At 41.1% G+C, this 14,341-nt stretch carries 11 protein-coding genes; 10 read left to right on the forward strand and 1 reads right to left on the reverse strand.

What is annotated here, in order from left to right:
• The first annotated feature begins 110 nt into the window (after window positions 1–110).
• Window positions 111–2,627, forward strand: a complete 2,517-nt coding sequence (locus K7X70_RS24005; RefSeq protein ID WP_348636378.1) for a heavy metal translocating P-type ATPase — start codon at window positions 111–113, stop codon at window positions 2,625–2,627.
• Window positions 2,628–2,632: 5 nt separating this feature from the next.
• Here the strand turns inward: K7X70_RS24005 and K7X70_RS24010 are convergent, their stop codons facing one another.
• Entirely contained in the window at window positions 2,633–4,039 is a 1,407-nt protein-coding gene (locus tag K7X70_RS24010) for an aminotransferase-like domain-containing protein (protein WP_222539459.1), read from the reverse strand.
• 100 nt (window positions 4,040–4,139) lie between these two features.
• On the opposite strand from K7X70_RS24010, the gene K7X70_RS24015 reads away from it, so the two are divergent.
• The 9 genes from K7X70_RS24015 (at window position 4,140) to K7X70_RS24055 (ending at window position 14,330) form a co-directional block, all read left to right on the forward strand.
• Complete coding sequence (locus K7X70_RS24015) at window positions 4,140–4,703, forward strand: GNAT family N-acetyltransferase (protein WP_222539460.1); 564 nt, start codon at window positions 4,140–4,142, stop codon at window positions 4,701–4,703.
• A gap of 84 nt (window positions 4,704–4,787) precedes the next feature.
• Window positions 4,788–5,369, forward strand: a complete 582-nt coding sequence (locus tag K7X70_RS24020) for an RNA polymerase sigma factor (RefSeq protein ID WP_222539461.1) — start codon at window positions 4,788–4,790, stop codon at window positions 5,367–5,369.
• 89 nt (window positions 5,370–5,458) lie between these two features.
• A complete protein-coding gene (locus tag K7X70_RS24025) occupies window positions 5,459–6,439 on the forward strand; it encodes a FecR family protein (RefSeq protein ID WP_222539462.1) in 981 nt (326 codons plus the stop codon).
• Window positions 6,440–6,613: 174 nt separating this feature from the next.
• Window positions 6,614–9,376, forward strand: coding sequence for a TonB-dependent receptor (locus K7X70_RS24030; protein ID WP_222539463.1), 2,763 nt, complete (start codon window positions 6,614–6,616; stop codon window positions 9,374–9,376).
• Window positions 9,377–9,570: 194 nt separating this feature from the next.
• Window positions 9,571–10,743, forward strand: a complete 1,173-nt coding sequence (locus K7X70_RS24035; protein ID WP_222539464.1) for an acyltransferase family protein — start codon at window positions 9,571–9,573, stop codon at window positions 10,741–10,743.
• Entirely contained in the window at window positions 10,733–11,758 is a 1,026-nt protein-coding gene (locus K7X70_RS24040; RefSeq protein WP_222539465.1) for a sensor histidine kinase, read from the forward strand. The genes K7X70_RS24035 and K7X70_RS24040 overlap by 11 nt, the downstream gene beginning before the upstream one ends.
• Window positions 11,755–12,453, forward strand: a complete 699-nt coding sequence (locus tag K7X70_RS24045) for a LytR/AlgR family response regulator transcription factor (RefSeq protein ID WP_222539466.1) — start codon at window positions 11,755–11,757, stop codon at window positions 12,451–12,453. The genes K7X70_RS24040 and K7X70_RS24045 overlap by 4 nt, the downstream gene beginning before the upstream one ends.
• 53 nt (window positions 12,454–12,506) lie before the next feature.
• Entirely contained in the window at window positions 12,507–13,043 is a 537-nt protein-coding gene (locus K7X70_RS24050; RefSeq protein ID WP_222539467.1) for a helix-turn-helix domain-containing protein, read from the forward strand.
• 129 nt (window positions 13,044–13,172) lie between these two features.
• A complete protein-coding gene (locus tag K7X70_RS24055) occupies window positions 13,173–14,330 on the forward strand; it encodes a serine hydrolase domain-containing protein (RefSeq protein WP_222539468.1) in 1,158 nt (385 codons plus the stop codon).
• Window positions 14,331–14,341 lie beyond the last annotated feature (11 nt).

Genomic DNA, 14,341 nt, shown 5'->3' on the forward strand with positions numbered 1-14,341 from the left:
TATTCTAGGTTTGTTTCTTCATGAAATGTAAAACTGCTCGTGTTTTATGGCAGAAAAACATATGTACAGACATTTTGTTGATCTTCTAATACTAACCTTATAATCCTCCTATGATGAAGCATACTTACCAAATCACCGGAATGACCTGCGATGGTTGTAGAACCAAAGTTGAAAGCGCCTTAAATGGAATGGATGGAGTAGCAGCAACAGTAACTCTGGACCCCGGAGAAGCTGTGATTACGATGGATACCCATATTCCAACTGAAAAATTGCAGGAAGCATTATCAGTTGTGGGAAATTATAAGATTGAAATGGCGAGTCATCATTCGACTCCTCAGAAAGCACAGGTACATCAAGCAGCTCATGTATCCCCGGCACCTAAAGTTAATGAAGCCGCTGGCGTATATTATTGCCCGATGCATTGTGAGGGAGAGAAGACTTATGATCAACCGGGTAATTGCCCTGTCTGTGGTATGGATCTTTTAAAGCAGCCAGTTGTACAAAAGGCCTCCCAATTTACCTGTCCAATGCACCCGGAAATCATTAGTGATCAACCTGGGGCATGCCCAATATGTGGGATGGACCTGGTGCCCACTGGATTGGATGTGGAAGCAGAGGACCATACTTATGAAGATTTGCTGCGTAAATTTAAGATAGCGGCAATATTTACAGTTCCTATTTTCATCATCGCCATGACCGAAATGGTGCCTGATAACCCATTATTTAAACTAATGGCCCTTAAATATTGGAACTGGGTTCAATTCGTTTTTTCTTTACCAGTGGTGTTTTATGCAACCTGGATGTTCTTTGAACGCGCCTGGAGATCAATTGCAACCTGGAAGCTGAATATGTTTACGCTGATTGGAATTGGTGCAGGAGTGGCCTGGTGGTTTAGTATTGTCGCCATGCTTTTCCCGGATATCTTTCCAGATCAGTTTAAAACCCATCATGGAACAGTGTACGTCTATTTTGAAGCCGCAACAGTGATCCTGACCTTAGTGTTGCTGGGGCAACTTTTGGAAGCCAGAGCACACGGAAAAACGAATTCAGCCATCAAAGAGCTTTTAAAATTGGCGCCCAATACGGCGACAAAAATTGTGGATGGAAAAGAGCTGATGGTATCCATTGATGACATTCAAAAAGGGGATCTGCTGCGTGTGAAACCTGGAGAAAAAATCCCTGTAGATGGCAGCATCAAAACCGGTGAGGTGACTATTGATGAATCAATGATCACCGGTGAACCCGTACCGGTAGAGAAAAACCCTGGCGACAAAGTGAGTTCAGGAACGATCAATGGGAATAAAACCTTTGTGATGCTGGCCGAAAAAGTAGGCTCGGAAACCTTGCTTTCTCAAATCATAGAAATGGTCAATTCTGCGAGTCGTTCTAAGGCACCTATTCAAAAGCTAGCCGATGAAATCTCTGGATATTTTGTGCCAGTTGTGGTATTGATTGCGATCGCAACATTCGTGGTCTGGGCTATTTATGGACCCGATCCAGCCTATGTGTACGCTTTTGTAAACGCGATTGCCGTACTGATTATTGCTTGTCCATGTGCCCTAGGGTTAGCTACGCCAATGTCTGTAATGGTGGGTGTAGGAAAGGGTGCCCAGTCTGGTATCCTCATTAAAAACGCAGAATCCCTGGAGAAAATGAATAAGATTGAGGTAGTCATCATTGATAAAACAGGGACAGTAACGGAGGGAAAGCCATCCGTTGAAAAAGTAATCAGCGTCCAGCCGGATTTCAGCGAAAATGATATTTTAGAAAGAATAGTTGCTTTGAACAGCAGCAGTGAGCATCCACTGGCGGCAGCAACCCTTCGTTATGGCGAAGAAAAGAAAGTCGCGGTACAACCCATATCTGATTTTGAAGCCGTAACAGGTAAAGGCGTTATTGGGAAACTCGGAGCTGAGGATCTTGCTTTAGGCAACCAGAAGTTGATGGAGCATGTAGGTGCTGAAATTTCTGCTGAGATGAATGAACAGGTGAAGTCTGCACAAAAACTGGGTAAAACAGTTTCCTACTTATCGGTAGGGAAGTTTGCGGTAGGTTTCGTGGTCATTTCAGATAAGATTAAAGAAACCAGTGCAGCTGCAATCCGTAAATTACAGGAGGAGGGATTGCAGGTTTTAATGTTTACCGGGGATAACGAAGATACTGCAAAAGCGGTAAGTCAGACTTTAAACCTAGATGGTTTCATAGCGCAGATGCTGCCGGAAGACAAGTTAAATGAAATCAAGAAACTACAGGCTGCGGGTAAAATGGTAGCCATGGCCGGCGATGGGATTAATGATGCCCCGGCATTATCGCAGGCTGATATTGGGATTGCAATGGGTACAGGAACAGATGTAGCGATTCAAAGCGCGGCAATTACCTTAGTAAAAGGCGATTTGAATGGAATTGCCAAAGCCAGATTACTGAGTCATAAAGTAATGGGCAATATCAAAGGAAATCTTTTCTTTGCCTTGGGCTATAATGTACTGGGAATTCCAGTAGCAGCAGGTCTTTTATACCCGTTTTTTGGAATCTTGCTTTCTCCAATGATCGCTGCATTGGCCATGAGCTTTAGCTCTGTTTCCGTGATTCTAAACTCATTAAGGCTTAGGAATGCTAAAATTGATTAGTTAAATTATAGTAAAGCGCCTATCGTCTTAATGGCTTGATGGCTGCTTTCATTCCACGGTAATCCATAGCTTAATCTCATGCAATTGTTGAACTGATTTTGTAGCGTAAACATCCTTCCTGGTGCAATGCTGATGTTCAGTTTCATCGCTTTATCATATAAATCAGCTGTATTGATATATTTTGCAAGCTCGATCCATAGCATAAAACCACCGTCTGGTCTGCTGACTTTTACGTCATCCGGAAAGTACTTTTCAATAGCCTCTAGATAACGCATACTATTAAAATGTAAAATTCTTCTCAATGTTTTCAAATGCTGTTCATAACGCCCTTTCTCTAAGAATGAAGCTACAACTTCCTGCGTCAGTCTGCTGGAAGATATGGTGTTTGAAAACTTAACCCTATTGATTTTTTCTGCAAACTTCCCTGGTGTAAGCCAACCCACGCGATAACCTGGCGCCAGTGTTTTAGAGACAGAACTGCACAGCAGGACCAAGCCAGTTTCATCAAAAGCTTTGCAGTTAACCGGTCTCTCATTACCAAAATACAGGTCGCCATACATGTCATTTTCTACCAGGGGAATATCATACTGTTCCAGCAAACGGACCAACTCCTTTTTATGTTCAACAGGCATAGTTCCTCCCATTGGATTGCTGAAATTAGGAACTAATAAACACAGTTTCACTTTATTTGTCTGCAGTGATTTTTTTAAAGCTTCCAGATCTATTCCTGTTTGCGGATGACTGGGCAATTCCAATATGTTTAAACCGAGTGATTTTGCCAATTGCAGGATGCCAAAATAGATGGGGCTTTCTACCACTATAGTGTCACCTTTTTCCGTTAATGCCATTAAACAATGAGCCATAGCAGCGGTGCAGCCGGCTGTTGGTAAGATTTCATCTTCCCTGAGCTGTCCGCCCCATTGATAAGACATCCTGGCGATCTGTCTGCGTAGATTTGCACTGCCATTGAGGTTTTCATAACCTGATGCATGGTCTTCCAATTGCCAAACGGTCTTACACACTAGCTTGTTTAATTTAGCAAGTGGTAGGTATGCTTTTGAGGGGACACCTAAAGAAAACATCACCTGACCTGAATTGACTGCTTGGTATACCTTACTCACCAGCGCAGATGGATCTTCGTTCCCCATATTGGGAGATGGAACACTTACATTTGGTAATGCCGGCAGTTTGCGGATAGGGTTTACGAAATACCCAGACTGAGGTTTGCTATGTATCAAACCCTGACTTTCCAGGATATCATACGCTTTCAAAGCAGTGCTCATGCTCACTTGATAACTGCTGCAGATACTTCTGATAGAAGGCAGCTGATCATTGGCCAAAAGCAATCCATTGATCATCTGCCGACTAAAGTCGGCCGCAATTTTCTCATACAAAAAGGTGTCTGTCTTCATTTGCGCCGTTATTTTACCAAACTGTTATGGTCGTTTTTATCGAAATTGTATCTGTTATGCTATTCGTAAAGCTAATAAATTTGATCAGAAATGAATAACTATGGAATTTACATTTAAGCGCGCTTCAACGAAGCAGGATTTTGAACAGATATTAGCACTTCAACGACAAAATTTATATACTTTGATCAGTAAAGAAGATCAGGAAAAGCAAGGATTTGTATTCGCAGAACATACCTTGGACCTATTGGAAACGCTTGCAATGGAGTTACCACAGATTGTTGCAGTTCATCAAGGCAAAGTGGTCGGCTATAATTTAGCGATGACCGCTTCGATGAAAACCGTGTTGCCATCCATCACACCCATGTTTAATGCTTTCGAAACCTGCATTTTTAATCAAAAACCATTAACTGATTATCAGTATTTAGTAGGAGGGCAGGTATGTGTAGCTGAAGATTTTAGAGGCCATGGTTTGTTAAAAAGACTTTACTGTGAAACAAAAAACAGGGTGTCAAAAGATTATGAGGCTTGCGTTACTGAAATTTCTATTAGAAACCCACGGTCACTAAAGGTGCATCAAAAGATGGGCTTTGAGGTGATTGGTACTTATCATGATGGCGTAGAGCATTGGAATATTGTGGCCTGGGATTTTAAGCGTACTTTCTGATTTTGAGCGGGATGAGGGAAGGTCATTTGTAGGTTAAGCAGCTATTTATTGTAACTTAGCCCTTAGCATCTACTCTAAAAGCTAATGGCCTTCCATCAACCTCTAAGCGATCTTCAATTGATCCATCTTTTAAAAGAAGATGATCAACACGCTTTTGCAGAGATTTACAGCCGTTATGCAGAAAAACTAACTGGTTTTGCCAGTGCTAAACTTTACAGTTTAGAAGATTCCCGCGATGTAATCCATGATGTTTTTGTGAAATTATGGGAGGAGCGGAAGCAATTACAAGTAGATCGAAACCTGGAAGCTTATTTGTTTACCTTAATTCGTTACCGGATTGTTGATAAAATCAGGAAGAACATCACCTGTGAAGATTATGCTGCAATCGTACAGGCTTTACGCGTTAATTACGAATCAGAAACAGAAAAATTAATCGCTGCGAAGGAGATTAAACAAGGAATCGGACAGGCGCTGGATAGACTATCTCCCAGAGTGAAGGAAATTTATCTGTTAAGTCGCGAAGAACAGCTCAGTATCCCCGAAATAGCAGCAAAATTACAGCTTTCTGAGCAGACCGTAAAAAATCAGCTGACTTTTGCGCTCAAGCATTTACGGGAATCGCTGGCGTATCTATCTGTCACCGCATTGATCCTTTGGTGTCATTAATTCAAGAAATACTCCAACCTTAAAAATATATTTCATTTTCTTATAGTACCAAACCCTGGTTCAAACGGCTATTGTGAAATTCCGAGAAAATGAATCAAGATCATATTGAAGATTTACTGGACCGTTACCTAAAAAAGGAAACTTCCGCCGAAGAAAATCAACTCGTTGAAAAATGGCTGGCAGAACAGGGAAACCCAGGTACTGAATGGCAGGCATTGGACCAGTCTGGTAAAAATCAATGGCTTGCCAGCGTATTTACAGATATTAAAGATAGCATTCCTGTAAATGAACCTATCGTAGTTAAAATGAAGCCTGAAAAGAAACGGGCTTATAAAATTGCTGCCGCTGCGGCCATACTGTTTATTTCTCTAAGTGTTTACTTTGGCTGGCCGCTTCTGGAAAAAGGAAGGTTGTTCTCCGACTTAACTGCTGTTACGGTTCCTGATCATCAAAATAAACAGATCACGCTGCCTGATGGGAGTAAAGTCTGGTTAAATGAAGGTTCAAAACTGGAATATCCTAAAGCCTTTAATGGCAAATCAAGAGCAGTTTATCTTTCCGGAGAAGCTTATTTCGATATCCAGCATGACCGCAGTAAACCATTTCTGATCCATACTGGTAAGTTGCTAACTACCGTTCTTGGGACGGCTTTTAACATCAAATCGGATGCGCAAATGCTGGTTGTTACTGTCACGCGTGGGAAGGTGAAAGTAGAGGACGATGGCAAACTGTTGAGTATTCTTACACCCAACCAGCAAGTCAGCGTCAATTTATCAAACAGCGCTATTACCGAAAAGACAGTCGACGCTAAAGCTGTTATCAACTGGAAAGACAGCGATCTGTTATTTGATGACATCACTTTTGCTGATGCTGCCCTACAACTTCAACAACATTTCCAGGTCAGGATTGCCTTTAATAATGAGCAGCTAAAGCACTGTAGATTTAGTGGCAGCGCCTTGAATGGAGACAATCTGGAAAAGATCTTAAAAGTGATTTGTGCTTTTAATAACGCTACATGGGAGACCAGGCCAGATGGAATCATCATGATTGATGGTCCAGGCTGCAATTAACCACAATCAAAATAATAGAACAATGGATATCAGCTAAGCTTCATCAAACTGCTCAAATATGCTCAAGGAAGCATCTGCAGCTATAATCACCTGTAAGCCGACGGCTATCGGCCTACAGGGATCCCGGAATTCCGGAGTTTTAAACAATTGGACTCATTTAAAACATTTAAAACTATGAAAAATTCTGCACATGTGTGGAGGAAAGGGAGGTTTTATGCACCTTTCACTATTGCAATATCATTAAATAAACAATTTATCATCTGGCTGATGCGTGTAAGTTTTATCATTTCCTTATTTCTGTTATGCTCTTTTCAATTGTTGCTCGCTCTACCCGTAAATGGACAGGGGATGGGCGATACAAAAGTGACAATGAAACTCGATAATGAAGGGCTATTATCCGGCATAAAAAAGATAGAGGCTCAAACTACCTTTCGTTTTTACTATCGCAAAGCTGATGTTAAGGAAATCAAAGGGCTCCAGCTCAGTTTAAACACCAGAACCCTGGAAAAAACCTTAACTGAACTGCTGAAAAATACCGACTTTTCATTTCGTCAGATGGACAACAATATCTTACTGGAAAAGCGGAAACAGCAAGCTGTTTATACTATAAAAGGCAGGGTAATTGGCAATAACCAGCAAGCGATTGAATTTGCAACCCTCCGGATCATCAGAGCAGCTCATCAAAAGATCATTGCTACGGCACTCGCAGATGTGGATGGCAAGTTTAATCTGACGGTTTATGAAAAAGGAGATTACCTGATCAAAGTATCTTCTATCGGAGCAGATAGCCTGACACAAAAGATCACCGTAAATGATATGACGTCAATTCAACTGCCGGATATCGTACTCAATTCTTCCAGTAAACAACTCCACAATGTCACGATTACCAGTCGCAGGCCAGTCATTAGTCAGGAAGCAGATCGGATCATTTATAATCTTCAGGAAGATCCACAAAGCAAGGTCAGTAGTTTGCTGGACATGATGCGAAAAGTCCCTTTTCTGTCGGTAGATGGACAAGAAAACGTGTTGCTGAAAGGCAGCTCTAGTTACCGTATTTTTATCAATGGAAAGCCATCGGCGATGATTGAAAGAAACCCAAAAGATGTACTCCGCAGTATTCCTGCCTCTACCATTAAAAGTATCGAGGTAATTACCACACCACCTTCTAAATATGATGCAGAAGGGCTGGCCGGAATTATCAATATCATTACCAATAAAGAGATCGCTAATGGCTATCAGGGAACGGTTAATGTGAGCGAAAAAGGGCCGGTAGGTGGCCCTGGAGGTGCTGGATCCTTCGCTTTTAAAGAAGGGAAATTTGGTTTGTCTTCATTTGCAGGAATAAGCAGAAATAATGCTCCTGAGACTATAGGAGAAATGATTCGGACAACCAGAGGGAGTGCGCCTACACATTTAGAACAGCAGAACACGAATCAGACCAATAGTCATACCAGTTATGCCGGTCTGGAAGCCAGTTACGAACTGGATTCCCTGCAGCTGCTTTCCAGCCAATTCAATTGGAGTAAGACCAATACTACAGGCTGGGCTACACAAAATTCTGTATTGACCGGAGCAAATCAGCAGCAATACCGTTTGTCAAATGATCAGCGTAATAAGGGAGACGGACTGGATGCGGCCATGAATTATCAGTTAGGTTTTAAAGCAAATAAAGACCAGCTATTGACGATTTCTTACCGCTATATGAAAAACAACAGTTCGCTGTTTAATGTGATCGATCTATTCGATCAGGTCAATTATGATCTGTCGGACTACCGTCAGTCTAATGCCGCAAGCATGGATGAACATACGGTGCAGGCAGATTATGTCCAGCCGATTGGAAAAGTAAGAATGGAGACTGGTATAAAAGGAATTTTCCGGACAAACAAAAGTGATTTTCAATACCAGAACCTAAATCCGCTGACCGGCCAATATGAAATAGATGCTGCACGTTCCAATGTTTTCAATAACAATCAGGATGTGCTCGCCCTTTATAACAGCTATGCTTACCAGACGCGAAACTGGCAGTTCAAGGCTGGATTAAGAGCAGAAGAGACCATCATTAATGGAGATTATTTGGAAGGTAATGCGAAACTGCAGCAGAAATACCTGAATGTAGTGCCCGCTATTGTTGCCAATAGAAAGTTTAAAGACGAGAGTAGTGTGAGCGCCTCTTTTTCCAAAAGGATACAGCGACCGGCTATTGCGCAGTTAAATCCTTTTGTAGACCGCTCCAACCCAAACTTTGAAACCAGTGGAAACCCGGATCTGAAGCCGATTACTTCTAATGCTTTTCAGCTCAGTTACCTGAAAGCTAAGAAAGGTGTGGTCAGTATTTCCTTGGGCTATCTTTACTTTAACAGTGTCATCAATGCATTTTCTTCCTATAACCCTTCAACCAATGTAACCCTCACGCGCTATGAAAATTATGGTAAAGGCCGCGTCTTTAAAACCAATATCTATCTTAGTTATCCCTTCACGGAACGTTGGGATGCCAGCTTTAATAGTGACTTAAGACATGTTGCGTTCTATGGCAAGGTCGATCAGGTGGAAGTTAAGAATTCAAGTTTTGAAGCCTACGTGTATATTTCTACTGGATACCGTTTTGAAAAAGGATGGCGAGCCAATGCAGATTTCACGTTAAAGTCTGGCGGACTTTTATTGCCATTAGGGAAAACCAATGGATTTAAATCTTCCACTTTTATTGTAAACAAAGATTTTATTCAAAATAAACTAACGCTCTCAGGAGCAGTGAGTAATCCATTTACAAAATACAGATTTGTGAATGAAGAGACCATCGGTCCTGATTTTCTGCAAACCAATAATTACCAGACATATTTCAGACGATTTAAGGTCAGTCTGAACTATCGTTTTGGTAAGCTGAAAGACGAGATAAAAAAGAATAAGCGTGGCATCAAGAACGACGATTTATCGAACTAAAGATCATTTTTAACCATCAGGATGGTGTGATGTAGGAGAATTGAACTATTTTTATTTTCCTGTCATCACACCATTCAACTGATAAATTGACGTGCTTTAGTACCTGTTTTCATCTTGTCAATAATATCCTGCATTTGGTCAATCTGATTTCTTTAGAATCAAAAACAGGAATAGTTTTAGGGAAAATTAAGACAATGAAAGACTTTAATTCCCGTGTAATTTACCTCGATTGGCTCCGGATATTTGCCATTATAGGCGTGCTTTTATTCCATTCCGCAAGGCCATTTCAACCCGAAGATCCCTGGCACGTCAACAATGCCGTTAAATCTGAAATACTAGGGGAATTCAGCTATTGGCTGAGTCGTTTCAGAATGCCTTTATTGTTTTTCATTTCAGGAGCAGTCTCCTGGTTTATGATTAAAGGAAAAACAATTGGCGGGTTTATCATTTTAAGGCTTCGGAGGCTGTTTATTCCATTGCTCTTTGGTATGCTGATCATTGTTCCTCCTCAGGTTTACCTGGAGCGTGTTAATCAGGGTTACAGCGGAACCTATTTAGATTTCTATCCCAGTATTTTCACTTTTCATCCCTATCCAAAAGGAAACTTCAGCTGGCACCACCTTTGGTTCATTGCTTACCTTTTTCTTTATGACCTGATGCTAGCCCCATTCTTTGTGTGGTGCAGATCAGCAAATGCCAGTCGCTTCATTAAAAAGCTGGAGTTTTTTGGCAGAAGCAAATATGTATATCTGCTCACATTACCCTCAATATTCATTTTTGCAGTAATGGCTTATGATTATCCAGGTACAAATGACCTCATCCATGACCCGCTGTATTTCTTTTACTGGCTGCTCTTTCTAATGGTAGGTTTTATCGCTATGCTGCAGCCAAAAATAATGGATAGCCTGGACCGTAATCGTCATTTTTCTCTAAAAATTGCGTTTTTAACCTTAGTGCTGATCAACGTGATGCGCTGGAATGACTACGATTTTTTTGCGCAGTATCCTGGCGGACATGGTTGGAGGGCTTACCTGTTTTTAGCCAGACAGCCTATAAACTCCTGGTTCTGGGTTTTTGCCATTCTTGGATATGGAAAGCATTACCTGAATAAATCGCATGATATTTTACCTTACCTCAATCAATGTGCTTATCCTTTTTTTATTCTCCACCAAACCATCATTGTAGTGGTCGCCTATTATGTAGTGCGTACAGACGATACTGTAGGAATGAAATATTTGTTTATCCTGCTGACTTCTTTTGCCATCTGCATGCTTATCTTTCATCTTTTTATCAGACCCTATCCTCCAATGAGGTTGCTGTTTGGTATGAAAGCCCTAAAAAAAGCTAGAATAGAAGATGTCATCTAAATACTTGCAAACTGTTTTTCCTGCCGTTTATGGGTTATTGATTTATGCTTGCATCCGACTAGTCAATGATGTGATTTCCGGAGAACAATTCTGGACCAGGGACTGGAGAACGAATGCAATAGAGATTGGCTGCTCCATTATATTCGGTTACCTTTTTAAAGGGCTGGTCGACTACTTCCTTCGTGCTAGCCTAAAAAAAGTGGTATTTAATTCTGGATCCGCCCTTAAAGAGTTCTTAAGTCTAATTCTCGCATTGGAACTATTGGTGGTCATAACATTTTTTCCTTTAGCTGCTTTTACAGACGACGGATTGCAATGGTACGATGCCATTAACCTGAGCTTGATCCCAGTTTTATTCTGGCTTTTACATTTTTCTTTTGCCAGAAGTATAAATCTGTTGAAAAAAGCACATGAGCAGCAGGTTAAAATAGAGCAGATTACAAGCGATAAACTGCAGACCGAATTGCAATTTCTGAAGGCACAATTTCATCCGCATTTCTTATTTAATGCTTTAAATACGATTTATTTTCAAGTCGATAAAGCCAATACAGCGGCAAAGTTTAGCATAGAAAAGCTATCAGAATTACTCAGGTATCAGCTGTATGATCAGTCGGAAAAGGTTCCATTGAGCCGGGAGCTGGATTATCTGCAAACTTACATCGCCTTGCAAAGACAAAGAATGGAAGAGGATTTAAACCTGAGTATTCAGCTGCAGGAGGAGGGGGACAGCACAGTGCAAATCTATCCTTTATTACTCTTACCTTTAGTAGAAAACGCCTTTAAATACGTAGGAGGTACAGGCTCGATTCGAATTGCTATGACTATAACTAACAATGAACTGAGGTTCGAGGTCTGCAATTCCATCCCGGTACTTCCAGAATATGAAAAGAAAAAGGCTGGGATCGGTCTGGAAAACCTACAAAGAAGATTAGATTTGCTTTATCCCAATCAACATCAATTGATCACAGCAAAAGATCATGATCATTTCCTGGCCATTTTAAAAATCACTATATGAAGATAACCTGTGTCATTACGGATGATGAACCTGTAGCCAGAAAAGGGCTAAAGGGATATGTAGAAGAGATCGAATTCCTGGAACTCAGTGCCGTATGCAGGGATGCAAATGAATTAGAAGTGTTTTTAAACGCAAATACTGTTGATTTGCTGTTCCTGGATATTGAAATGCCTTATCGCTCTGGATTGGCCGTATTACAATCGCTCTCCGCTCCGCCAAAGGTAATTTTCACCACAGCCTTTGAAAAGTATGCGATAAACGGATATGACCTGGATATTGTTGATTTCCTGCTTAAACCCATCTCATTTGACCGGTTCTTAAAAGCCTCCAACAAAGCCTTAGCACTGATCAGGCAGGAAAGAGAAATTGAAAATGATGCCTTTTTTATCAAAACAGAAGGAAAGTTGCTGAAACTTAGCTGGAAGGAAATTCTGTTTATCGAAGGAATGGAAAACTATGTAGGGATCCATACTGCGAATAAAAAACACATGGTCCTGATGACTTTAAAAACGATTTTGATGAAAATGCCTGCAGCATTTATACAAATCCATAAATCATATGTGCTGAATACAGAAATGATCACCGGTATTGATGGCAATATCATCAGTATCGGTGATCATCAGTTGAATATGTCTAGGACTTTCAAAGAAGGAATGCTGTCCAGAATGATGGGGAGTAAATTGTTAAGGCTTTAATCTTCCGTTCCATATTCCCAATTATTTTTCCGATTTTAGCTTAAAGTAAAATTATGCCTCCCTCAAAGCTTGCCCTTTATCGCCGTAAAAAAGGAATGACTCAGGAACACCTCGCTGAACTATCGGGTGTGACTACTCGTACCATTCAACGGATAGAAAAAGGAAGCGTAGTCCCACATATCCAAACTTTGAAAATATTGGCAGACTGCCTCGAAATAGATCCGGAGCTGTTAATGGATGAACCGGAGGGGACTGCAAATACGGCTTCCATTACGCCATTATTCCATCTTTTAGCCCTGATCGGTTTGAGTCTGCCTGTTTTGAATATCTTACTTCCATTTCTGTTGTGGCTGCTCAAAAGAGAGGAGAATCAGGAATATAACCATCAAGGCAAGCAGGTATTGAATTTTCAACTCAGCATGAGTATGCTGCTTTTTCCAGCAATTGCGCTGATGGTCTTCTATTTTCCATTGGGCTTCCCCTTAACCGTGTTGATCTATGTATTCATGGTGATCATGACCCTGTTAAACCTGTACCGTTCCATCAAATTACAACCTGTAAAATATCCATTCTCTTACGTGTTTTTTTAAATCTGGGAAACTAAGAATTGACAAATGACGCTTTTTGAATAAATAAGGCATGATTTGTCGGGTATATGACGTAAGGATGTCGTTGTAGTCAATTGGATTTTGTTGGAGATTTAGTAAAAAATAGACAACATGAAAAAGCTAATGCTAGCTATTGCTTTCTGTTTGGGATTAACAGCAAGTAATGCACAAAATGCCAAAACCATCAAACAGTTAAATGGCCGGACAGTGTCTACAGAGGCATTGACAACCCGGTTGAACCAGCTCTTAGATAGCGCAGAAGTGGCCGGTTTACAGGTCGTGATACTTAATAACAAAAAACCTGTATGGGCTAAAAGCTTCGGTTTTAAAGATGTAGAAAGACAAATGCCGCTCAACGACAGTACCGTGATGTACGCTGCTTCTCTGACCAAAGCGGTTTTTGGCTATCTTTTTATGCGTTTGGTGGATAAAGGCATTTTAGACCTGGATAAACCCATTCGAGACTACCTGAAACTGCCCATCACTGAATACCCGAAATGGAAACAGCTGGGGGAGGACACGGTCTCTTTTGATAAAATCACGCCAAGAATGATCCTGAGCCATAGTTCAGGAATGCCGGTCTTGCGTTCCGAATATGGTGATCAACTCCGATTGATCGCCAAACCAGGAGAGAAATTCTATTACTCCAACGAAGGAATGAACTTGCTGGGCTTCGTGATGGAAGAGTATACTGGCAAAAGCCTTAAAGTATGGACCATAGAAGAGGTATTCGGACCGTTACAAATGAAACACACGAGTATGGTTTGGGAGCCTGAGTTTGAAAAGAACTTTTCTTATGCTTATTTTAAAGATGGTAAAAAATACGGTTCTGAAAGAAGGGAAAGTACGCGTGCAGCAGGATCAATGACGACCACTGCAGCTGATTACGCGAAGTTTGTGGCGAACCTGATGAATAAAAAAGGTTTGTCGAAGAAGGGGTATGACCAGCTGTTATCGCCTCAGATTCTGGTAAAAAGTAAACGTGGCTTTGGTCCCTTGAAAGATACACTGACGACGGATAATGACCGTATTGAATTGGCTTGGGGAATGGGAATTGGGCTGTTCAAAAGCCCAGATGGCACGGCATTCTTTCATACCGGCCGTGGTGAAGCTAATATAAATTATATGGTGGCCTATCCTGATAAAGGGATTGCAGTTGTTTTATTGAGTAACAGTGAGAACTATGAAGGGGTATATGGAGCTGTCCTGGAGGCTTGTATTGGCGATAAAAATTCACCTTTAACCTGGCTGGGGCTTCCTACTTACTGATTAGCCTCAGC

This window comes from Pedobacter polysacchareus (assembly GCF_019802255.1).
GTDB lineage: Bacteria > Bacteroidota > Bacteroidia > Sphingobacteriales > Sphingobacteriaceae > Pedobacter > Pedobacter polysacchareus.

Excerpts from the sequence above, each read along its gene's own strand:
- K7X70_RS24005 (WP_348636378.1), top strand. The coding sequence starts at position 111 with ATGATGAAGCATACTTACCAAATCACCGGAATGACCTGCGATGGTTGT.
- K7X70_RS24010 (WP_222539459.1), bottom strand. The coding sequence starts at position 4,039 with ATGAAGACAGACACCTTTTTGTATGAGAAAATTGCGGCCGACTTTAGT.
- K7X70_RS24015 (WP_222539460.1), top strand. The coding sequence starts at position 4,140 with ATGGAATTTACATTTAAGCGCGCTTCAACGAAGCAGGATTTTGAACAG.
- K7X70_RS24020 (WP_222539461.1), top strand. The coding sequence starts at position 4,788 with ATGGCCTTCCATCAACCTCTAAGCGATCTTCAATTGATCCATCTTTTA.
- K7X70_RS24025 (WP_222539462.1), top strand. The coding sequence starts at position 5,459 with ATGAATCAAGATCATATTGAAGATTTACTGGACCGTTACCTAAAAAAG.
- K7X70_RS24030 (WP_222539463.1), top strand. The coding sequence starts at position 6,614 with ATGAAAAATTCTGCACATGTGTGGAGGAAAGGGAGGTTTTATGCACCT.
- K7X70_RS24035 (WP_222539464.1), top strand. The coding sequence starts at position 9,571 with ATGAAAGACTTTAATTCCCGTGTAATTTACCTCGATTGGCTCCGGATA.
- K7X70_RS24040 (WP_222539465.1), top strand. The coding sequence starts at position 10,733 with ATGTCATCTAAATACTTGCAAACTGTTTTTCCTGCCGTTTATGGGTTA.
- K7X70_RS24045 (WP_222539466.1), top strand. The coding sequence starts at position 11,755 with ATGAAGATAACCTGTGTCATTACGGATGATGAACCTGTAGCCAGAAAA.
- K7X70_RS24050 (WP_222539467.1), top strand. The coding sequence starts at position 12,507 with ATGCCTCCCTCAAAGCTTGCCCTTTATCGCCGTAAAAAAGGAATGACT.
- K7X70_RS24055 (WP_222539468.1), top strand. The coding sequence starts at position 13,173 with ATGAAAAAGCTAATGCTAGCTATTGCTTTCTGTTTGGGATTAACAGCA.